Origin of the sequence: Streptomyces sp. Y7, assembly GCF_043195415.1 — a bacterium.
Classification (GTDB): domain Bacteria; phylum Actinomycetota; class Actinomycetes; order Streptomycetales; family Streptomycetaceae; genus Streptomyces.
This window is the reverse complement of the sequence record NZ_JBIDDQ010000006.1, coordinates 211,154-229,298: the sequence shown is the minus strand read 5'-3', so window position 1 is coordinate 229,298 and position 18,145 is coordinate 211,154. Positions and strand designations below refer to the sequence as shown.

20 protein-coding genes are annotated in these 18,145 nt (G+C 71.5%); 14 read left to right on the top strand and 6 right to left on the bottom strand.

The window, feature by feature from the left end:
• The first annotated feature begins 27 nt into the window (after window positions 1-27).
• The gene (locus ACGFW6_RS18480) at window positions 28-684 is read left to right on the top strand and encodes a trimeric intracellular cation channel family protein (RefSeq protein ID WP_393510850.1); all 657 of its coding nucleotides are present in this window, start codon (window positions 28-30) and stop codon (window positions 682-684) included.
• On the opposite strand, the gene ACGFW6_RS18475 is transcribed toward ACGFW6_RS18480, so the two are convergent.
• On the bottom strand, window positions 593-1,831 hold the full coding sequence (locus ACGFW6_RS18475; RefSeq protein WP_393510399.1) for an alpha/beta hydrolase: 1,239 nt from the start codon (window positions 1,829-1,831) through the stop codon (window positions 593-595). The two genes, ACGFW6_RS18480 and ACGFW6_RS18475, sit on opposite strands and share 92 nt — an antisense overlap.
• A 124-nt stretch (window positions 1,832-1,955) precedes the next feature.
• Between ACGFW6_RS18475 and ACGFW6_RS18470 the strand changes: the two genes are divergently transcribed.
• Window positions 1,956-2,822: a thioesterase family protein gene (locus tag ACGFW6_RS18470; protein ID WP_393510396.1), complete on the top strand. Its 867-nt coding sequence runs from the start codon at window positions 1,956-1,958 to the stop codon at window positions 2,820-2,822.
• A gap of 130 nt (window positions 2,823-2,952) precedes the next feature.
• On the top strand, window positions 2,953-3,372 hold the full coding sequence (locus ACGFW6_RS18465; protein ID WP_393510393.1) for a hypothetical protein: 420 nt from the start codon (window positions 2,953-2,955) through the stop codon (window positions 3,370-3,372).
• 77 nt (window positions 3,373-3,449) lie between these two features.
• Here ACGFW6_RS18465 and ACGFW6_RS18460 read toward each other — a convergent pair whose 3' ends face one another.
• Window positions 3,450-4,076: a TetR family transcriptional regulator gene (locus tag ACGFW6_RS18460; protein ID WP_393510390.1), complete on the bottom strand. Its 627-nt coding sequence runs from the start codon at window positions 4,074-4,076 to the stop codon at window positions 3,450-3,452.
• Between the two features lie 145 nt (window positions 4,077-4,221).
• Here ACGFW6_RS18460 and ACGFW6_RS18455 point away from each other — a divergent pair, with 145 nt between their 5' ends.
• The 3 genes from ACGFW6_RS18455 to ACGFW6_RS18445 all read left to right on the top strand — a co-directional run bounded on the left by ACGFW6_RS18455 (window position 4,222) and on the right by ACGFW6_RS18445 (window position 6,021).
• The gene (locus ACGFW6_RS18455) at window positions 4,222-4,374 is read left to right on the top strand and encodes a hypothetical protein (RefSeq protein WP_030963311.1); all 153 of its coding nucleotides are present in this window, start codon (window positions 4,222-4,224) and stop codon (window positions 4,372-4,374) included.
• Window positions 4,375-4,439: 65 nt separating this feature from the next.
• Window positions 4,440-4,718, top strand: a complete 279-nt coding sequence (locus tag ACGFW6_RS18450) for a DUF4190 domain-containing protein (RefSeq protein ID WP_393510387.1) — start codon at window positions 4,440-4,442, stop codon at window positions 4,716-4,718.
• Window positions 4,719-4,845: 127 nt separating this feature from the next.
• Window positions 4,846-6,021, top strand: coding sequence for a cysteine desulfurase family protein (locus ACGFW6_RS18445; RefSeq protein ID WP_393510384.1), 1,176 nt, complete (start codon window positions 4,846-4,848; stop codon window positions 6,019-6,021).
• Window positions 6,022-6,025: 4 nt separating this feature from the next.
• Here ACGFW6_RS18445 and ACGFW6_RS18440 read toward each other — a convergent pair whose 3' ends face one another.
• Entirely contained in the window at window positions 6,026-6,691 is a 666-nt protein-coding gene (locus tag ACGFW6_RS18440) for an N-acetylmuramoyl-L-alanine amidase (RefSeq protein WP_393510381.1), read from the bottom strand.
• A gap of 60 nt (window positions 6,692-6,751) precedes the next feature.
• On the opposite strand from ACGFW6_RS18440, the gene mnmA reads away from it, so the two are divergent.
• Window positions 6,752-7,882, top strand: coding sequence for a tRNA 2-thiouridine(34) synthase MnmA (gene mnmA, locus ACGFW6_RS18435; protein ID WP_393510378.1), 1,131 nt, complete (start codon window positions 6,752-6,754; stop codon window positions 7,880-7,882).
• A 196-nt stretch (window positions 7,883-8,078) separates the two neighbouring features.
• Here the strand turns inward: mnmA and ACGFW6_RS18430 are convergent, their stop codons facing one another.
• Together ACGFW6_RS18430 and ACGFW6_RS18425 are read right to left on the bottom strand one after the other, a co-directional pair.
• The gene (locus ACGFW6_RS18430; RefSeq protein ID WP_393510375.1) at window positions 8,079-8,858 is read right to left on the bottom strand and encodes an alpha/beta fold hydrolase; all 780 of its coding nucleotides are present in this window, start codon (window positions 8,856-8,858) and stop codon (window positions 8,079-8,081) included.
• Window positions 8,859-8,895: 37 nt separating this feature from the next.
• The gene (locus tag ACGFW6_RS18425) at window positions 8,896-9,219 is read right to left on the bottom strand and encodes a DUF427 domain-containing protein (RefSeq protein WP_393510372.1); all 324 of its coding nucleotides are present in this window, start codon (window positions 9,217-9,219) and stop codon (window positions 8,896-8,898) included.
• A gap of 50 nt (window positions 9,220-9,269) precedes the next feature.
• On the opposite strand from ACGFW6_RS18425, the gene ACGFW6_RS18420 reads away from it, so the two are divergent.
• From ACGFW6_RS18420 to ACGFW6_RS18400, 5 genes are all read left to right on the top strand, one after another.
• Complete coding sequence (locus tag ACGFW6_RS18420) at window positions 9,270-9,809, top strand: TIGR00730 family Rossman fold protein (protein WP_393510369.1); 540 nt, start codon at window positions 9,270-9,272, stop codon at window positions 9,807-9,809.
• 18 nt (window positions 9,810-9,827) lie between these two features.
• The gene (locus ACGFW6_RS18415) at window positions 9,828-10,526 is read left to right on the top strand and encodes an SDR family oxidoreductase (RefSeq protein WP_393510366.1); all 699 of its coding nucleotides are present in this window, start codon (window positions 9,828-9,830) and stop codon (window positions 10,524-10,526) included.
• A gap of 295 nt (window positions 10,527-10,821) precedes the next feature.
• Window positions 10,822-11,778, top strand: a complete 957-nt coding sequence (locus ACGFW6_RS18410; protein ID WP_393510847.1) for a methionine synthase — start codon at window positions 10,822-10,824, stop codon at window positions 11,776-11,778.
• A 14-nt stretch (window positions 11,779-11,792) separates the two neighbouring features.
• Window positions 11,793-13,985 (top strand): NAD-dependent DNA ligase LigA, encoded by a 2,193-nt coding sequence (gene ligA, locus ACGFW6_RS18405; protein WP_393510363.1) that lies wholly within the window; start codon window positions 11,793-11,795, stop codon window positions 13,983-13,985.
• Between the two features lie 272 nt (window positions 13,986-14,257).
• On the top strand, window positions 14,258-16,492 hold the full coding sequence (locus ACGFW6_RS18400) for a putative bifunctional diguanylate cyclase/phosphodiesterase (RefSeq protein WP_393510360.1): 2,235 nt from the start codon (window positions 14,258-14,260) through the stop codon (window positions 16,490-16,492).
• 108 nt (window positions 16,493-16,600) lie between these two features.
• On the opposite strand, the gene ACGFW6_RS18395 is transcribed toward ACGFW6_RS18400, so the two are convergent.
• Window positions 16,601-17,188 (bottom strand): TetR/AcrR family transcriptional regulator, encoded by a 588-nt coding sequence (locus ACGFW6_RS18395; protein WP_393510357.1) that lies wholly within the window; start codon window positions 17,186-17,188, stop codon window positions 16,601-16,603.
• An 86-nt stretch (window positions 17,189-17,274) separates the two neighbouring features.
• On the opposite strand from ACGFW6_RS18395, the gene ACGFW6_RS18390 reads away from it, so the two are divergent.
• Both ACGFW6_RS18390 and gatC read left to right on the top strand, forming a co-directional pair.
• Window positions 17,275-17,646, top strand: coding sequence for a DUF4267 domain-containing protein (locus ACGFW6_RS18390; RefSeq protein ID WP_393510354.1), 372 nt, complete (start codon window positions 17,275-17,277; stop codon window positions 17,644-17,646).
• Between the two features lie 198 nt (window positions 17,647-17,844).
• The gene (gene gatC, locus ACGFW6_RS18385; RefSeq protein WP_007384860.1) at window positions 17,845-18,141 is read left to right on the top strand and encodes an Asp-tRNA(Asn)/Glu-tRNA(Gln) amidotransferase subunit GatC; all 297 of its coding nucleotides are present in this window, start codon (window positions 17,845-17,847) and stop codon (window positions 18,139-18,141) included.
• Window positions 18,142-18,145 lie beyond the last annotated feature (4 nt).

The following is an 18,145-nucleotide window of genomic DNA, read 5'->3' as shown; positions in this document are numbered from 1 at the left end:
GGCTCGGTGCTGGGCGAGAATGTACGGGTGCTCCAGCAACTGTTCAGTCCGTCCGTCCAGCACACGCTCGACCTGATCGGCATCTTCGTCTTCGCGATCTCCGGCGCCCTGCTGGCCGTCCGCAAGAACTTCGACGTCTTCGGCATCGCCGTCCTCGCCGAGGTCACGGCGCTGGGCGGCGGGCTGTTCCGGGACGTGGTCATCGGGGCGGTGCCCCCCGCCGCGTTCACGGACCTGGGGTACTTCCTCACCCCGCTGCTCGCCGCGCTCCTGGTCTTCTTCCTCCACCCGCACGTGGAGCGCATCCAGACCGGCGTGAACGTCTTCGACGCGGCGGGCCTCGGCCTGTTCTGCGTCGCCGGGACGACGAAGGCGTACGACTACGGCCTCAACCTCACCGCGTCCGTGGCCCTGGGCCTCGCGACCGCCGTGGGCGGCGGTGTGCTGCGCGACGTCCTGGCCAACGAGGTGCCCTCACTGCTGCGCTGGGACCGCGACCTGTACGCGGTCCCGGCGATCGTCGGCGCCACGATGACGGTCCTGTGCATCCACTACGACGCCCTGACCCCGTTCACCAGCACGCTCGCGGCCGTCACGGCCTTCGTGCTGCGTCTGCTGGCGATGCGTTTCCACTGGCGAGCTCCGCGTGCCTGGAACCGGCGGTCGACGGTGCGAGAGGAGTAGTCCCGGGCGCCGTTCGGGCCCGGTGCTCGCCGCCCATCACCTCGGACAGCCAGCGGAACGCGGGCACGACCTGCGGCTTCCACAGCGCCATGGTGTGGCCGCCGGCGTCGGTCGGGACGAACACCACGTTCACGGTCGTGGGCGGCTTCGCGATCCGCTCGATGGCCATGGCCGCCTCGTAGCCGTCGTTGGGCTGGCCCGACAGGTACAGCGCGACGCGCGGCGGGACCGGGGCGGCCCTCAGCAGTTCGTAGGGGTTGTTCGCGGCCCGCAGCGCGGGGGTCTTGCCGGCCAGCGACTGGGGCACCGCGGCGGGGTCGTTGTACCCGGACATGCTGACCGCGGCCCGGTAGCGGTCGGGGTGGGCGACGGCGAGCTTCGCCGCGCAGTGCGCGCCCGCCGAGTACCCGGCCACCGCCCAGCCGTCCGGCGCGGCCTGGGCGCGGAAGTTGTCCCTGACCATCTTCGGCACGTCGACGCTGAGCCAGCTGTCGGCGTTGACCTTGCCCGCGATGTTCGCGCAGCCGGTGTCCTTGCCGGGCAGCAGGGTGGTGCGCGGCGAGACGATGATGAACGGCTCGATCTGCCCGCTGCGCATCAGCGGCGCGAGCTGCTGGGGCGCGTCCATCGTGCCGTACCAGGCCTTCGACGAGCCGGGATAGCCCGGCAGGACCTCGACGACCGGGAACCTGTGGTCGCGGTAGGCGCTCTCGTGGTACTGCGGCGGCAGCCAGACGTTGACCTCGGCGTGCACTCCCGAGACCCGGCCCTTGAGGTGGGTGACGAGCACGCCGCCCTCCGCGCGCATGCCCGGCCCCTTGGCCTGCTTGAAGGTCTGCCGGACCTTGGGCAGCTTCTCCAGCGCGATCCCGCCGGTGCCGCTGGCGCCGAGGTCGGCGGCCTCGTGCACATGGTCGCTGGTGCCGAGCAGATCGCCCCAGTTGTCGTACAGCTGGTTGGAGTTGTTGACCAGCGTGAAGACCAGCGCGACGGCCGTGCCCTGCGCGAACAGCACCATCAGCACCCGGGCGGCGGCCCGCACGACCCTGGGTCCGCCCACGCGTGACCACAGGGCGAGCGGCAGCACCACGGCGACGACGCACAGCACGACGAGCGTGTAGAGGAACGGGGTCCCGGTGAGACTCATGTCCTGATAGAGGGGGAGATCGGGCCTCGGGTTTCGGGCGAGCCGGACACTTGCCGAAAAGTTGCCCGGATCTCACCAGATTCCAAAGCTACCGCTTAGTAGTTAGCTGTTGTACCGTTCATCCATGCCAGAAGCAGCCTCTGCCACGACGGCCCGGCGGGCCACGATCGGCGACAGCGAGTTCGACCGCGACACCGCGCTCACCCGCCGCGAACCCGGCGTCTACGACATCGACCTCTCCGCCGGCTGGACCATCATCAGCGCCGTCAACGGCGGTTATCTGCTGGCCGTGCTGGGCCGCGCCCTCGCGGACGCCCTGCCGCACGCCGACCCGTTCACGATCTCCGCGCACTACCTCACCGCCTCCCAGCCGGGCCCGGCGGTCGTCCGCACGGACGTGGTGCGCACGGGCCGGACCCTGTCGACCGGGCAGGCCTCGCTCCTCCAGTACGACGAGCAGGGCCGCGAGGTCGAACGGATCCGCGTCCTCGCCTCCTACGGCGACCTGGACGCCCTTCCCGACGACGTCCGGACGACGGCCCGGCCGCCCGCCATCCCGCCGATGGAACACTGCTTCGGCCCCGAGGACGGCCCCGCCCCCGTCGACGGCAGCTCGGCCATCGCCGACCGGCTGATGCTCAAGCTCGACCCCTCCACCCTGGGCTGGGCGCTCGGGCAGCCCTCCGGCAAGGGCGAGATGCGTGCCTGGTTCGGCCTGGCCGACGGCCGTGACGCCGACCCCTTCTCCCTGCTCCTCGCCGTGGACGCGCTGCCCCCGACCGCCTTCGAGATCGGCATCTCCGGCTGGGTCCCCACGGTCGAACTGACCGTCCACATACGCTGCCGTCCGGCTCCCGGCCCGCTGCGGGTGTCGATCACCACCCGCAACCTGGCGGGCGGCTTCCTGGAGGAGGACGCCGAGGTCTGGGACAGCGCGGACCGGCTGGTGGCCCAGTCGAGGCAGCTGGCCCGGGTGCGGCTCGCGCGCTGAAGCGCCCCGCGCGATCGCGGCCGCCCGCCGGGTGCACAGGCCGCCGACAGCGGATCCTCAAGTGGGCCCTAACCGGGGTTGGTTGAGTTCCCGCTCCAGGACTTTCTCATCTTCCATGGAGCGGTCTCTCATGAAGCGTGCGCGTCTCCTCCCCGTCGTCGCCCTGCTGGCGCTCTCACCCCTGGCCCTGGCGGCCTGCGGGTCCGGCGACTCGTCGTCGACGTCGAACGGCGGCGGCTCCGGGCAGCAGCAGTCGTGCCAACAGTCGTCGGGCGCGCCCTCCGGCATGCCGAGCGGTGCGCCCTCGGCCGGTGCGCCCTCGGCCGGTGCGGCCGGTGCGGCCGGTGCCTCCGGTGCGCCGTCGGGGGCGCCGAGCGGTGCTCCCAGCGGTGCGCCGAGTGGTGCTCCGGGCGGGGGTCAGGGTGGTCCCGGTGGGGGACCGGGCGGCGGTTGCGGCGGTGGTCCCGGTGGCGGCCAGGGCGGCGGGGTCGCGCCCAGCGGTGCCCCGAGCGGTGCGCCGAGCGCGGTGGCCTCCGCGACCGAGGGCTGACGCGCGACGCGGTACTGCACGGATAAGGGCGGTACTCCCGATGACCGGGGGTGCCGCCCTGTTCGTGCTGCCGGCGCTCAGTCCAGCCAGTGCTCCCGGCCGATGCTGATCAGCCGCATCCTCCGGGTCGCGGCCTGGGCAACGCGGTGCCGCTCGTCCTGCGGGGAATCCAGGGCGTCCAGGAACAGCGAGGCGGTGATGAGCATCTGGTCGACGTAGAGGTGGGCGAGCATCAGCAGGTCGTCGTCGTTCCAGCCCTCGGAGAGCGGGTCCTTGGCGAGCGCCTCCTTCACCTCCTCGGCGAACAGGGCCAGTTGGTCCTGGATCGCCTTCCGCACGGACTGCACCCCGCCGTGCCGCTCGCGCGCGATGAAGCGCACATGGGCCGGATGCGTCTCGACATGGCCGGCGATCAACTCGACGGCCCTCTCTATGCGTCGGTCGCTGTCGCCGACCGAGGAGACGATGGTGCGGATCATGGGGTGCAGACTGCCCAGCGCCTCCTCGACCAGGGCGACGCCGAGGTCGGCCGTGGAGCGGAAGTGCCGGTAGAAGGCGGTCGGCGCGACGCCGACGGCGCGGGTTACCTCACGCAGGCCCAGGCTGCTCAGGCTCTGCTCCTCCAGCAGTCCCAACGCCGCGTCCAGCAGCGCCTGTCGGGTCTTCTGTTTCTGGGCCTGCCGAAGGCCGAGGGTGTGACTCATACCATGCAGTTAACAACTGTTCTCTGGAATTGAAAAGCCGCAGGGCGCGCTAGACTTGGAGTCAGTGAACAACTGTTACTACAACTGTTCACCGAAACGTAACGAGAGAGATCGCCACAAGAGATCTCGGAGGGGGATCCGACCCATGCTGTTCCTCGTCGCCGCGCTCCTGCTGCTGGGCGTCGTGCTGGGCGCCGTCGCCCACGCCCCGCTCGCCTTCACCGTCGTCGCCGCCGGTGTGATCGCCGTCTGGCTGGCCGTCTTCGCCGCCCGCGAGCGTCACGCCCGCCGCAACTGACCCACCGGCCCACCTCACCGACCGGATCCGACCGAATCCGACCGACATCCCAGGAGCTGACACTCATGCACCTCACCGCACCGGCCACCGCCCGCCCCGGCGCGCGCGGCCGCACCCGCGACGCCGACGGCATGGCCGTGGCGTCCTTCATCCTCGGACTGCTCGGCCTGCTGGTCTTCAACCTCTTCCTCGGCCCGACCGCCATCGTCCTGGCCGCCGCGTCCCTGTGGCGTGGCACCGGCCGCAAGGGCCGGGCGTACCTGGGCATGGGGCTGGGCGTCGCCGACCTGCTGGTTCTGCTGGCGTTCATGCAGATGGACAGCACGCTGTCCTGGAGCTTCTAGGGCGGTCGTCGCACAGGTCGACGAGGGCACCGATTCCAGCGGGGAAGGCTTGGGGAGCACCCCTGGCCGCGGCCGGCCAACCTTGACACAAGGCCCCTTACCGGCGCCCCTTAGAATCGTGGCCACCATGGCTTACCTCGACCACGCCGCGACGACCCCCATGCTCCCGGAGGCGGCAGAGGCGCTGACCGCCCAGCTGAGCGTCACGGGCAACGCCTCCTCCCTTCACGCGTCCGGCCGCCGCGCGAGGCGCACCGTCGAGGAGGCCCGCGAGACCCTCGCGGAAGCACTCGGCGCCCGCCCCAGCGAGGTCGTCCTCACCTCCGGCGGCACCGAGGCCGACAACCTCGCGGTCAAGGGCCTGTACTGGGCCCGCCGCGACGCCGACCCGGCGCGGACCCGCACCCGCGTCCTGGCCAGCCCCGTCGAACACCACGCCGTCCTCGACGCCGTCCACTGGCTCGGCGAGCACGAGGGCGCCACGATCGAGTACCTGCCGGTCGACTCCCACGGACGCGTCCACCCCGACGCCCTGCGCGAGGCCATCGCCCGCGACCCCCACGACGTCGCCCTGGCCACCGTGATGTGGGCCAACAACGAGATCGGCACCGTCATGCCGATCCGCGAACTGGCCGACGTGGCGGCGGAGTTCGACATCCCGCTGCACGCCGACGCCGTCCAGGCATTCGGTCAGGTCCCCGTCGACTTCGCCGAGTCCGGCCTCGCCGCTATGACCGTCTCCGGGCACAAGGTCGGCGGCCCCTACGGCATCGGCGCCCTGCTGCTGGGCCGTGACCAGACCCCCGTCCCCGTCCTGCACGGCGGCGGCCAGGAACGCCACGTCCGCTCCGGCACCCTCGACGTCCCCGCCATCGCCTCCTTCGCGGTCGCCGGCCGCCTCGCCGCCGAACAGCGCGAGTGGTTCGCCCGCGAGATCGGCGCCCTGCGCGACGCCTTGGTCGACGCGGTCCGTACGGCGGTCCCGGACGCGATCCTCGGCGGCGACCCGGAACCCGGCGGCCGGCTCCCCGCCAACGCCCACTTCACCTTCCCGGGCTGCGAGGGCGACTCCCTGCTCCTGCTCCTGGACGCCCAGGGCATCGAATGCTCCACCGGCTCCGCCTGCACCGCGGGCGTCGCCCAGCCCAGCCACGTCCTGCTGGCCACCGGCACCGACCCCGACCTGGCCCGCGGCACCCTGCGCTTCTCCCTCGGCCACACCTCCACGGAGGCCGACGTCGAAGCGGTCGCCAAGGCGATCGGCCCGGCGGTGGAGCGGGCAAGGGCGGCCGGCCTGACGTAAGCGGCTACGCCTTCGCCGTACGAGCCGCCCGTACCAGCTTCATGTACCGGTCCCAGTCCCAGTGCTTGCCGGGGTCCGTGTGGTCGGTCCCCGGCACCTCCACGTGCCCGATGATGTGCTCGCGGTCGACCGGGATGTCGTAGCGCGCGCATATCCGGGCCGTCAGCCGCGCCGACGCCTCGTACATCTCGTCCGTGAGGTCCTGCGGCCGGTCCACGAACCCCTCGTGCTCGATGCCGACACTGCGCTCGTTGTAGTCGCGGTTACCCGCGTGGTACGCCACGTCCAGTTCGCGGATCATCTGCGTGATGTGGCCGTCCTTGCGCACGATGTAGTGCGCGGCCGCCCCGTGCTCCGGGTCCTGGAACACTTTCACCGCGCTGTCGAAGCTGCCCTGGGTGACATGGATGACCACCATGTCTATGCCGTAGTCGTCGGGCCGGTCCGCGCGCCGCCAGTTCGCGTCCGACGCCGCCACCCAGCGGGCGCCCGCGAAGTCGACCTCGCCCTCCTTGCGCGGCTTCTCCACACCCGGCACCCGCCACCACAGGCGCGCCAGCTCGTCGCGGGCCAGCACGGCCGAGCCCACCGCGGCCGCCGTCCCGCCGATGAGCAACGCACGACGCCCGACCTTCCGGTCGCCGTCCTTCGGAGCCTTCCGCTGTCCCATGTGATCGTCAACGGATACTCGGCAGCCCTGGTTCCCGCGCCCCCGTACCCTGGAAGGGTTATGACTGACACCGCGCAGCCCTCCCGCCCCCTCCGCGTCCTCGCCGCCATGTCCGGCGGGGTCGACTCCGCCGTCGCCGCCGCCCGCGCGGCCGAAGCGGGCCACGACGTCACCGGCGTCCACCTCGCGCTCTCGGCGAACCCCCAATCCTTCCGCACGGGCGCGCGGGGCTGTTGCACCATCGAGGACTCCCGCGACGCCCGCCGCGCCGCCGACGTCATCGGCATCCCGTTCTACGTGTGGGACCTCGCCGACCGCTTCCGCGAGGACGTCGTCGAGGACTTCATCGCCGAGTACGAGGCCGGCCGCACCCCGAACCCGTGCCTGCGCTGCAACGAGAAGATCAAGTTCGCCGCCCTGCTCGACAAGGCGCTCGCTCTCGGCTTCGACGCCGTGTGCACCGGCCACTACGCCACCGTCGTGCTGAACGACGACGGCACCCGCGAGCTGCACCGCGCCTCCGACATGGCCAAGGACCAGTCGTACGTCCTCGGCGTCCTGGACGAGAAGCAGCTCGCGCACGCGATGTTCCCGCTCGGCGACACCCTGACGACCAAGGACGAGATCCGCGCCGAGGCCGAGCGCCGCGGCCTCGCGGTCGCCAAGAAGCCCGACTCGCACGACATCTGCTTCATCGCCGACGGCGACACCCAGGGCTTCCTCGCCGACCGCCTCGGCAAGGCCGAGGGCGACATCGTCGACGAGTCCGGAGCCAAGCTCGGCACGCACGAGGGCGCGTACGGCTACACCATCGGCCAGCGCAAGGGCCTGCGCATCGGCACCCCGGCCGCCGACGGCAAGCCGCGCTACGTCCTGGACATCTCGCCCGTGAACAACACGGTGACGGTCGGCCCGGCGGCCTCCCTGGACGTGACCGGGCTGACCGCGATCAAGCCCCGCTGGTGCGGCGCGGCCCCGACCGGCCCGGGCACCTACACGGCCCAGCTGCGCGCCCACGGCGGCGAGACCGAGGTGACCGCCGAGCTGATCGACGGCTCCCTGGAGGTCACCTTCACCGAGCCGGTCCGCGGCGTGGCTCCCGGCCAGGCGATCGTGCTGTACGACGGCACGCGCGTGGTGGGCTCGGCGACGATCGCGTCCACGGTGCGGGCGACGCCGACCACCGTCTGAGACCCCGACGGGACCGCCCGCCCACGTCACGGCGCTGCGGTCCCCACGGGTCGGTCATTTCGCGGCACTCCGGTTCCACCCGGTCACCTCGCGACACTGCGGACCCGCCCGCTCACGTCGCGCCCGGTGGTCCGACCCGCTCACTCCGGCCCGGCGGTCCCGCCCGCTCACGTCGCGCCCCGGTGGTTCCGCCCGGTCACTTCGCGAAGAACTCCGTCAGCACCGGCGCGAGCACATCCGGCTCCACCATGTGGGTCTGCCCCTCAAGGCTCCGGTACGACCCGCCCGGCACCGTCTCTGCGACCGCGCGTGCCGCCTCGTGCATCCACGTGGGGCTCGCGCTGCCCGCGACGGCCAGCACCGGCACGCTGATCGACGCGAGCCGGTCCCGGGGCACCAGACCGTCGCCCATCACGGCGTTGTCGTGGGCCAGGCTCGGCGCGATCGTCTCCATCCCGGCCCACATGGGGGACTGACGGGCGCCCTGGATCATCTGCTCGGCCATCCCGGTCAGCCGCAGGAACAGCTCGACGGCATCCCCGCGGCGGCCCTCGCCCAGCGCCTCGGTCAGCCGCTCGGTGTACTCGGCGCGTTCCCGTGCCCCGCCCTCGTACACCGCGAACGGCACCTCGTAGACCGCGACCTGACGCACCGGCAGCCCGCTCGCCGCGGCGTGGAGCACGAGCGCGCCGCCCGAGGAGGTGCCGTAGAGCGCCGCCTCGCCGCCCACCGCGTCGATCAGCGCCGCGAGGTCCTCGACCTCGCGCTCCACGGCGTACGGCGACGCCTCACCGCTCTGACCGCGTCCCCGCCGGTCGTACACGACCACTTCGAAGTGCTCCGACAGGGGCACGGCCAGCGGCGCCACCGTGCCCCCGGTGGACATCGCCCCACTGACGAGGATCACCGCCGGGCCGTCACCGCTGGTCTCGTACGCGATGGAGGTACCGTCGGCCGACTTGGTGTTCTTATCCATGTCTGTGGAGATTGCCGTACGACGCGGAACTAATCGCTCACGACACTTCGACTTCGTAGAAGCAGAGGTGGTCCTTGATCTCGGTGACGTCCGGCTTCGGGTCCGGGTAGGACCAGACGAGGTCCGCCGCGTCCGGCAGCGACCAGTAGGACGCCGTGCCCTTGAAGGGGCAGTAGGTGTGGGTCTCGGAGGGCGTCAGCAGCTCCAGTCGTACGTCCTCGGCGGGGATGTAGTAGCGCGCGGGACAGCCCGTCTCGCGCAGGACCAGGGCGCGGTCGCTCTCCGCGAGGACCTGGTCGCCGTGAACGGCCCGCACGCGTCGCGTGGCCTGCTCGATCGTGATCGTGTGTCCATCAGCCATATCCGGATAGCGCGCGCGGGCGCCGGGTTCTTCCCGCGTACGGTGGCTGCATGCGAATCTGCGTCTTCCTCTCCGCCGCCGACCTCGACGACCGTTACACCCGCCCCGCGCGCGAGTTCGCGAAGCTGCTGGGCAAGGGCGGTCACACGCTCGTCTGGGGCGGTTCCGACGTCGGGCTGATGAAGGTCGTCGCGGACGGGGTGCAGGAGGCGGGTGGCCGGCTCGTCGGGGTCTCCGTGGAGTTCCTGTCCGCCAAGGTCCGTCCGGGCGTGGACGAGATGGTGATCGCCAAGGACCTCGCCGAGCGCAAGCGCCTGCTGCTGGAGAAGGCCGACGCCGTGGTGATCATGGTCGGCGGCACGGGCACGCTCGACGAGGCCACCGAGATCCTGGAGCTGAAGAAGCACGGCCACACGGACAAGCCGGTGGTCCTGCTCAGCACCGCGGGCTTCTACGACGGCCTGAAGGAGCAGTTCCGCCGGATGGAGGACGAGGGCTTCCTGCCCCGCCCGCTGACCGACCTGGTGTTCTTCGCCGAGGAGCCGGTCGGGGCACTGGCGTACCTGGAGGAGAGCCGGGGCGTGGAGTGAACCTCCGCTGATGCGAGCATGGCGGGCATGGCTACACATGTGATCACCGGAGCCGGCTCCGGCATCGGCGCGGCCGTCGCCCGCCGCCTGCACGCGCGCGGGGACGAACTCGTGCTCCACGCGCGCGACGCGGGCCGCGCGAAGGAACTGGCGGCACAGTTCCCCGGCGCGAAGACGCTGGTCGGCGACCTGGCGGACCCGGACAAGCTGTCCTGGGCCTTCTCCCACCAGTCGCTGCCGGACCGGGTGGACTCCCTGCTGCACATCGCCGGCGTCGTGGACCTCGGGCCGGTCGGCGACCTGACCCCGAAGTCATGGCGCCACCAGCTCAACGTCAATCTGATCGCTCCGGCCGAGCTGACCCGCCACTTCCTGCCGCAGCTGCGCACCACCCGCGGTCATGTGATCTTCGTCAACTCCGGCGCCGGCCTCAACGCCCACGCCGACTGGTCCGCCTACGCCGCCTCGAAGCACGGTCTGAAGGCTCTCGCGGACTCGCTCCGTCATGAGGAGCACGGCAATGGCGTCCGCGTCACCTCGGTCTACCCCGGCCGTACGGCGAGCCCCATGCAGGCCAAGGTCCACCAGCAGGAGGGCAAGGAGTACGACGCCGCGCAGTGGATCGACCCCGAGTCGGTGGCGACGACGATCGTGATGGCCCTTGACCTGCCGCGGGACGCCGAGGTCAACGACCTGACGGTGCGCCCGGGCCGCTGACCTTCCCGCCCCCACCGTCCCTACCTGTCCCATCCACGGGGGCTGCCGCCCCCCGCTTCGGCCTGAACGGCCTCGTGCTCAAACGCCGGACGGGCTCAATGCCTCAGCCCCTCCCGCGTCTGCTGTTTTCAGCCCTCCGGCGTCTGCCGTTTTCAGCCCCTCCCACTTCTGAGGAGCGGGGTCCGGGGCGGAGCCCCGGAAGGACGGGACGGGTAGGGGCGGCGGGGGCGGAAAACATAGGCTTCTGGGCGTGAACGCAAACCCCACCTTCGCCCCCGCCACCGGCATCGGTTCCATGCCCGGCGGCGACGCCAGGGAAGCCGCCAAGACCGTCACCGGGTCCTTCGAGGACTTCCCGTTCCTCGCCGAACTGCCCGCCCGCGGGCCCGGCGCCGACATGATCGGGCGGACCGCCGGGATGCTCGTCGAGCTGTACGCGCGCGTGGAGCCCAGCGGCTGGCGGATCGGCGACCGCCCGGGGCGGGACACCCGGCGGGCCCGGTCCTGGCTGGGGGAGGACCTCGACGCGCTGGAGGAGTTCACCCAGGACTACGAGGGCCTGCTCAAGGTGCAGGCCGTGGGGCCGTGGACGCTGGCCGCCGCGCTGGAGCTGAGGAACGGCGAGGCCGCGCTCGGCGACCCCGGCGCCTGCCGCGACCTCGCCGCCTCGCTCGCCGAGGGGCTGCGGCAGCACCTCGCCGAGGTCCGCCGCCGCATCCCCGGCGCCCGGGTCGTGCTGCAGCTCGACGAGCCCTCCCTCACCGCCGTGCTGCGCGGGCAGGTGAGGACCGCCAGCGGATACCGGACATACCGCGCCGTGGACCGGCAGATCGTGGAGGCCACGCTCCGCGACGTCGTCGGGGTTCACGGCGGCGGCCCCGTCGTGGTCCACTCGTGCGCACCGGACGTCCCGTTCGCCCTGCTGCGCCGGGCGGGCGTGGCGGCGATCTCCTTCGACTTCTCCCTTCTCACCGAGCGTGACGACGACACGATCGGCGAGGCGGTGGAATCGGGCACCCGGCTCTTCGCCGGTGTCGTCCCCGGCACGGACGGCCCATTGTCAGACCCGGCCGGTAGCGTCATGGGTGTCAGGACGCTGTGGCGCAGGCTGGGGCTGGCTCCGGGGCTTCTCGCGGAGGCGGTCACGCTCACGCCGTCGTGCGGACTCGCGGGGGCCTCTCCCGAGTACGCGCGCAAGGCTCTCGCCCACTGCGTCCGGGCGGCGAGATCCCTCGCGGACAACCCAGAGTAACGGGAGGAAACACGGTGGCCGGCGACAAGCAAGCGGAGACGACGGTGCCCACCGAGGCACGGGAGCAGCACGCGAAGCTCGCTGAGCAGATCGAGGAGCACCGCTTCCGGTACTACGTGAAGGACGCTCCGGTCGTCAGTGACGCGGAGTTCGACGAGCTGCTGCGCACCCTCGAGGCGCTGGAGGACGAGTATCCGGAGCTGCGCACGCCGGACTCGCCGACGCAGAAGGTGTCCATCGAGTTCGAGACGGATCTGGCCGAGGTCGAGCACCGCGAGCGCATGCTCTCGCTCGACAACGTGTTCGACGACGCCGGGCTCGCCGCCTGGGCCGAGCGCGTGCACAAGGACGTCGGCACCCCCGGGTACCACTTCCTGTGCGAACTCAAGGTCGACGGCCTCGCGGTGAACCTGACGTACGAGAACGGCAGGCTCACGCGCGCGGCCACCCGTGGTACGGGCCGGATCGGTGAGGACATCACACCCAATGTGATGACGATCGCGGAGATCCCGCACCGCCTGACCGGCGACCCTGTTCCGGGGCTGGTCGAGATCCGCGGCGAGGTCTACTTCCCGATGGAGGCCTTCGCGGAGCTCAACGCCCGCCGGGTGAAGGCGGGCGAGAAGCCGTACGCCAACCCGCGCAACTCCGCCTCGGGTTCGCTGCGGCAGAAGGACCCGAAGGTCACCGCGACCCTTCCGCTGCACATGGTCGTCCACGGCATCGGCGCCCTGGAGGGCTTCGAGGGCCTGTCCCGCCTCTCCGGGGCGTACGACCTGCTCAAGTCCTGGGGCCTGCCCACTTCCACGCACAACAAGGTCGTCGACGACCTCGACGGCGTCCGCGAGTTCATCGCCTACTACGGCGAGAACCGCCACTCCGTGGAGCACGAGATCGACGGAGTGGTCGTCAAGCTGGACGAGATCCCGCTCCAGGGCCGTCTGGGGTCGACCTCGCGTGCCCCGCGCTGGGCCATCGCGTACAAGTACGCGCCGGAAGAGGTCAACACCAAGCTCGTCAACATCCGCGTGGGTGTCGGCCGCACCGGCCGGGTCACGCCGTACGCGCAGGTCGAGCCGATCACGGTCGCGGGCTCGGAGGTCGAGTTCGCCACCCTGCACAACCAGGACGTGGTCAAGGCCAAGGGTGTCCTGATCGGCGACACGGTGGTGCTGCGCAAGGCCGGTGACGTCATCCCGGAGATCCTCGGACCGGTCGTCGACCTGCGCGACGGCAGCGAGCGCGAGTTCGTGATGCCGTCCGAGTGCCCGGAGTGCGGTACGGCGCTCAGGCCCATGAAGGAGGGCGACGTCGACCTGCGCTGCCCGAACGCCCGCTCCTGCCCGGCCCAGTTGCGTGAGCGGCTGTTCTATCTCGCGGGCCGCAAGGCGCTGGACATCGAGCACTTCGGCTACGTCGCCGCGGCGGCGCTCACCAAGCCGCTGGAGCCCGCCGATCCGCCGCTGGTCGACGAGGGTGACCTGTTCGACCTGAGCCCCGAGCAGCTGCTGCCCATCAAGGCGTACGTCCTCGACCAGGACAGCGGCCTGCCCAAGCGCGACCCGAAGACCGGCGAGGAGAAGATCGCCACGGTCTTCGCCAACCAGCAGGGTGAGCTGAAGAAGAACGCGGTTTCGATGCTGGAGTTCATCGCCGCCGCCAAGGAGCGCCCGCTGGCCCGGATCCTCACCGGTCTGTCGATCCGTCATGTCGGTCCGGTCGCCGCCGAGGCGCTGGCCCGTGAGTTCCGCTCCATCGAGCGCATCGAGCAGGCGAGCGAGGAGGAGCTGGCGAACACCGACGGCGTCGGGGCGATCATCGCCGCCTCGCTCAAGGAGTGGTTCGCCGAGGAGTGGCACCAGGAGATCCTGCGCAAATGGCGGGCGGCCGGCGTCCGCATGGAGGAGGAGGGTTCCGGGGAGGACGAGGGGCCGCGTCCGCTGGAGGGGCTCACGGTCGTCGTCACCGGCACACTGGAGCACTTCACGCGCGACGGCGCCAAGGACGCGCTCCAGAGCCGCGGAGCGAAGGTAACCGGTTCCGTTTCGAAAAAGACATCTTTCGTTGTGGTGGGTGACAACCCCGGGTCCAAGTACGACAAGGCGATGCAGCTCAAGGTGCCTGTTCTGAACGAGGACGGCTTCAATGTGCTGCTGGAGCAGGGGCCGGACGCGGCGGCCGAAGTTGCCCTCCCCGTGGAGGAGTAACGGTTGAAGGCGCCCCGATCGACGCATACCAGATGCATACGGGTGGCTGGGGCGCATTCGGGCAACCGTCGACGACCGCTGCCCGTGGAAGCCTTCTGCGGCCTACTGTTGAGATGTGCGCCTGCCGTGCCCAGCTGCGGTTGGGGCATCCCCTTGCTCTTGAAGGGCTTTGGAGGGTGAGGGGAAGGGCTTTCCAACGCGGTGCCGTTGAAGGTCGATTTCGGGCATCGGGCCGCGTGGCGTGGGCACCGCCGGCTGTGAGAGGGACGGGAATGGAACCGACCGAGAGCGCCGCCCCCCACTCACGGTTGCGCCGGCTGACCGGCGCATGGCGAGGGTGGGCGGTGCGGACCGCGGAGCGTTCGCGGGCGGAAAGAGTCGCGGGGGGCGCCGCGGGGGCGCGCACCGTGCCGGACGCCCGCACCACCGTACAGATCGGCGTCGAGCCCACCACCGGGCCGGCGCACCCCGACCACGAACGCCACCTGTCCTGGCCCGCGCTGCCCGCGGCGGTCGTCGCGGCGGCCGGGTTCGTCCTCGGCGCCGGGTTCTACCGGGCGTTCACGGACCACCACGCCCTCTTCCCGTCGGGCACGGTCGGCTGGTCGCTGGCCGTGCTGACCGGCGTCATCGTCGGCCATCTGGTCGCCCTCGGCCGGGCCCGCTGGTGGGGCGGCACCGGCTCGGGCGCCGCCCTCACCCTCGCCGTGCTGATGCTGTACGGCTGGGTGCCGGCCGGCATGGTGAGCCTCACCGTCGTCGTCCTGGTCGGGGTGGCCCGCCGCAACCGCTGGCGTCAGGGCGTCCTGCACGGCGCGGTGGACATCCTCGGCATCGCCGCCGGCGCCGTGGTGCTGGCCGCCTTCGGCCGGGTGCCCACGGTCGAGAACCCCTGGAATCCGGACACCTGGACGCTCTACACCGCCCCCGGCGTGGTGCTCGTCGCCGCCGCCTATCTCGCGGTCACCCGGGTCCTGCTGTGGTACCTCCAGGCCCCGCGCGGCGGCCTGCCCACCGTGGAGCGCACCGCGCTGGTCCGGCAGGGCCTGGTCGCGGTCGCGCTGCTCGGCATCGCACCGCTGGTGTGCGTCGTCGCCATCGCCAAGCCCCTGCTGCTGCCGCTGTTCGCCATTCCGCTCGTCGCCCTCGACTCGACCCTGTGGATAGCCCGGGCCCGGGCGGAGGAGCAGTTGCGCGATCCGCTGACCGGGCTGCCCAACCGGCAGTGGCTGCTGGAACGCATCTGGACCGCGCTCGACGACGCCGAGCGCATCGGCGCCCGGTCCGCCCTGATGCTGATCGACCTCGACCGGTTCCGATCGGTCAACGACACACTCGGTCATCTGGCCGGTGACCGCTTGCTGTTGCAGATAGCGGACCGGCTGCGGCTGGCACTGCCGCGCGGGGCGGAGGCCGCGCGGCTCGGCGGCGACGAGTTCGCCGTCTTACTGCCGGTCGCCGACTCCACCACGTCCGCGACCCGGGTCGCCCGCGGTCTCGTGACCGCCCTCAGCTCCCCGCTCGACCTCGACGGCCTCACCCTGGTCCTGGAAGCCAGCGCCGGTGTGGCCGTCTTCCCGGACCACGCTCTCGACGCCGAGGGACTGCTGCGGCGTGCGGACGTGGCGATGTACCAGGCCAAGCGGGACCGCACCGGCGTCGAGGTCTACGAGTCCAAGCGCGACTCGAACACCCCCGACCGGCTGGGCCTGCTGGGGGATCTGCGCCGAGCGCTCGACGCCCAAGAGGTCGAACTGCACTACCAGCCCAAGGTCCGCTTCGACGGCCAGGTCGCGGGGCTCGAGGCCCTGGTCCGGTGGGTGCACCCGGAGCGTGGGAAGGTGCCGCCGGACGAGTTCATAGCGATCGCCGAGTCGTCGGGGCTGATGCCGCATCTGACGGAGTACGTGCTGGAGACGGCGCTCGGGCAGGTCGCCCGGTGGCGGGCCCAGGGGCTGCACGTGCCGGTCGCCGTCAACGTCTCGCCGCGTGACGTCCACACCCCCGGCTTCGCGGGCTCGGTCGCCGCGCGGCTGGCCCGGCACGGTGTCCCGGCGGGAGCGCTCCAACTGGAGATAACGGAACACGTCCTGCTGGAGGACCCGCAGCGGGCCGCGGACACGCTGGCCGGGCTGACCGGGCACGGCGTGAAGATGTCGCTGGACGACTTCGGCACCGGCTACTCGTCCCTGGTGCACCTCAGACGGCTGCCGGTGAGCGAGCTGAAGATCGACCGGTCGTTCGTGGCCCGACTGGCGGTGGACACCGAGGACGCCGAGATCGTGCGCTGCACGGTCGATCTGGCGCACTCGCTGGGCCTGCTGGTGGTCGCCGAGGGCGTCGAGGACGACGAGACCTGGGAGCGGCTGCGCGACCTGGGCTGCGACGCCGTGCAGGGGTGGCTGGTGGCCGCGGCCATGCCGCCGGAGGAGACGACGGCGTGGCTGCTGGCGCGAGGGTCGCGCGGGTGGCAGCGCCCGCGGGCGGCGTTGCCGGCGGCCGAGTAGGCAGGTGCCGCGAGGGGTGACGTGCCGTCGTTCGGTTGCGGTGTCGTCGTGGCTGGTCGCGCAGTTCCCCGCGCCCCCTGGGGGGCGGGCGCGCTGCATCTGAGTGGTTCAGTGGGGCGCGTCTGCTGTGAAGTGTCCGATCAGGAGGGCCAGCCTCTGGTCGTGGTCCCTCTCCGGTAGCCGTCCGCTGCGCATCAGGGTCACCAGACCGTGCAGGCCCGCCCAGTACGTCTCCGTCAGGACCCCCAGGTCCTCGCCCTCCCCGGCGATCGGCTCCACCGCCGCCGCGATCTCCCCGAAGGCCCGCTTGAGGGGCTCCGGGGCCTCCTCCGTGGCGAACGGCAGGTCCACCCGGTACGTGAACATGGCGTCGTAGAGCGCCGGTCGCCGTCGGCCGAACCCCGTGTACGTCTCGCCCACCGCCGCGAGCGCCGCGCGCGTGCCCTTCGCCGCCGTACGGGCCGCGCGCAGTTCGTCCGCCAGGTCGGCGCAGCCCTGCACCGCCACCGCCGCCATGATCGCGTCCTTGCCCTTGAAGTGGCTGTAGAGGACCGGCTGGCTGTACTCGATCTCCGCCGCGAGCCGGCGGGTCGTCACCGCGTCCCAGCCCTCCGCCTCCGCCAGTTCCCGTGCGGCCGTGACGATCAGCCGCTCGCGTTCCGCTCGTTCGCGCTCCTTGCGCGTCTGAATCGACATGCAGGAATTCTAGCAGTGCTAGCGTGATTGTCGATGCTCTGCTAGCTTCGCTCTTGTCCCTAGCAATGCTAGCGAGGAGTCAAGTCATGACCGTGACCGCGTACACCCTGGCCGTCGTGCTCAATCTGTTCTGCGTGTTCCTCGGCTACCGGTTCCTGTTCCAGCCCGCCGCGGCCGCCACCGGCTACGGCGTCCCGGCCCGGCCGGAGGGCGATGCCGGCGCCTATCTCGCCGTCAAGGGCCTGCGGGACGGCACCTTCGGCCTGGTGGGCCTGGCCCTGCTGTTCTTCACCGGCGTCCGCGCGGAGGCCTGGTTCATGCTCGCCGTGGCGCTCGTGCCGCTCTTCGACACGCTGATAGTGCTGCGGCACGGCGGCACGAAGGCGGTGGCCTTCGGGATCCACTTCGCCACGGCGGTCGTCGTCCTCATCAGCGCCGTCCTGCTCTTCCTCGTCTGAGCACCGCACCGATCTCGCGCCGCGGGTGCGCGACATGCCGCCCTTCGTCGCGCGGTTCCCCACGTCATGAAGAGCGAGGTCCGGGACGGGCGCCGCCGGCGACCACGAGCGGGGGCGGGGAAACCGTTTCACGGCCACACGTCCCCGCCCCATAGGATTGGCCCCAAACCACACACACTCACCCCAGAGGATCGCTGCATGCCTGGCATCACGCGCGAGGAGGTCGCCCACCTCGCCCGGCTGGCGCGTCTGGAGCTGAAGCCCGAAGAGCTCGAGCACTTCGCGGGACAGCTGGACGACATCATCGGCGCGGTCGCACGCGTCAGCGAGGTCGCCGACCAAGACGTACCGCCGACCTCGCACCCGCTCCCGCTGACGAACGTCATGCGGGCGGACGAGGTCCGTCCGTCGCTCACCCCCGAGCAGGCGCTCTCCGGCGCCCCGGCCCAGGAGCAGCAGCGTTTCAAGGTGCCGCAGATCCTGGGGGAGGACTAATCGC

What these genes read in the sequence shown, in the direction of transcription:
- mnmA (WP_393510378.1), top strand. Translation starts at nt 6,752, where the DNA reads ATGACTGACACCGCGCAGCCCTCCCGCCCCCTCCGCGTCCTCGCCGCC.
- ACGFW6_RS18475 (WP_393510399.1), bottom strand. Translation starts at nt 1,831, where the DNA reads ATGAGTCTCACCGGGACCCCGTTCCTCTACACGCTCGTCGTGCTGTGC.
- gatC (WP_007384860.1), top strand. Translation starts at nt 17,845, where the DNA reads ATGCCTGGCATCACGCGCGAGGAGGTCGCCCACCTCGCCCGGCTGGCG.
- ACGFW6_RS18445 (WP_393510384.1), top strand. Translation starts at nt 4,846, where the DNA reads ATGGCTTACCTCGACCACGCCGCGACGACCCCCATGCTCCCGGAGGCG.
- ACGFW6_RS18465 (WP_393510393.1), top strand. Translation starts at nt 2,953, where the DNA reads ATGAAGCGTGCGCGTCTCCTCCCCGTCGTCGCCCTGCTGGCGCTCTCA.
- ACGFW6_RS18425 (WP_393510372.1), bottom strand. Translation starts at nt 9,219, where the DNA reads ATGGCTGATGGACACACGATCACGATCGAGCAGGCCACGCGACGCGTG.
- ACGFW6_RS18415 (WP_393510366.1), top strand. Translation starts at nt 9,828, where the DNA reads ATGGCGGGCATGGCTACACATGTGATCACCGGAGCCGGCTCCGGCATC.
- ACGFW6_RS18400 (WP_393510360.1), top strand. Translation starts at nt 14,258, where the DNA reads ATGGAACCGACCGAGAGCGCCGCCCCCCACTCACGGTTGCGCCGGCTG.
- ACGFW6_RS18430 (WP_393510375.1), bottom strand. Translation starts at nt 8,858, where the DNA reads ATGGATAAGAACACCAAGTCGGCCGACGGTACCTCCATCGCGTACGAG.
- ACGFW6_RS18440 (WP_393510381.1), bottom strand. Translation starts at nt 6,691, where the DNA reads ATGGGACAGCGGAAGGCTCCGAAGGACGGCGACCGGAAGGTCGGGCGT.
- ACGFW6_RS18450 (WP_393510387.1), top strand. Translation starts at nt 4,440, where the DNA reads ATGCACCTCACCGCACCGGCCACCGCCCGCCCCGGCGCGCGCGGCCGC.
- ACGFW6_RS18390 (WP_393510354.1), top strand. Translation starts at nt 17,275, where the DNA reads ATGACCGTGACCGCGTACACCCTGGCCGTCGTGCTCAATCTGTTCTGC.
- ACGFW6_RS18460 (WP_393510390.1), bottom strand. Translation starts at nt 4,076, where the DNA reads ATGAGTCACACCCTCGGCCTTCGGCAGGCCCAGAAACAGAAGACCCGA.
- ACGFW6_RS18420 (WP_393510369.1), top strand. Translation starts at nt 9,270, where the DNA reads ATGCGAATCTGCGTCTTCCTCTCCGCCGCCGACCTCGACGACCGTTAC.
- ACGFW6_RS18410 (WP_393510847.1), top strand. Translation starts at nt 10,822, where the DNA reads ATGCCCGGCGGCGACGCCAGGGAAGCCGCCAAGACCGTCACCGGGTCC.
- ACGFW6_RS18470 (WP_393510396.1), top strand. Translation starts at nt 1,956, where the DNA reads ATGCCAGAAGCAGCCTCTGCCACGACGGCCCGGCGGGCCACGATCGGC.
- ACGFW6_RS18455 (WP_030963311.1), top strand. Translation starts at nt 4,222, where the DNA reads ATGCTGTTCCTCGTCGCCGCGCTCCTGCTGCTGGGCGTCGTGCTGGGC.
- ACGFW6_RS18395 (WP_393510357.1), bottom strand. Translation starts at nt 17,188, where the DNA reads ATGTCGATTCAGACGCGCAAGGAGCGCGAACGAGCGGAACGCGAGCGG.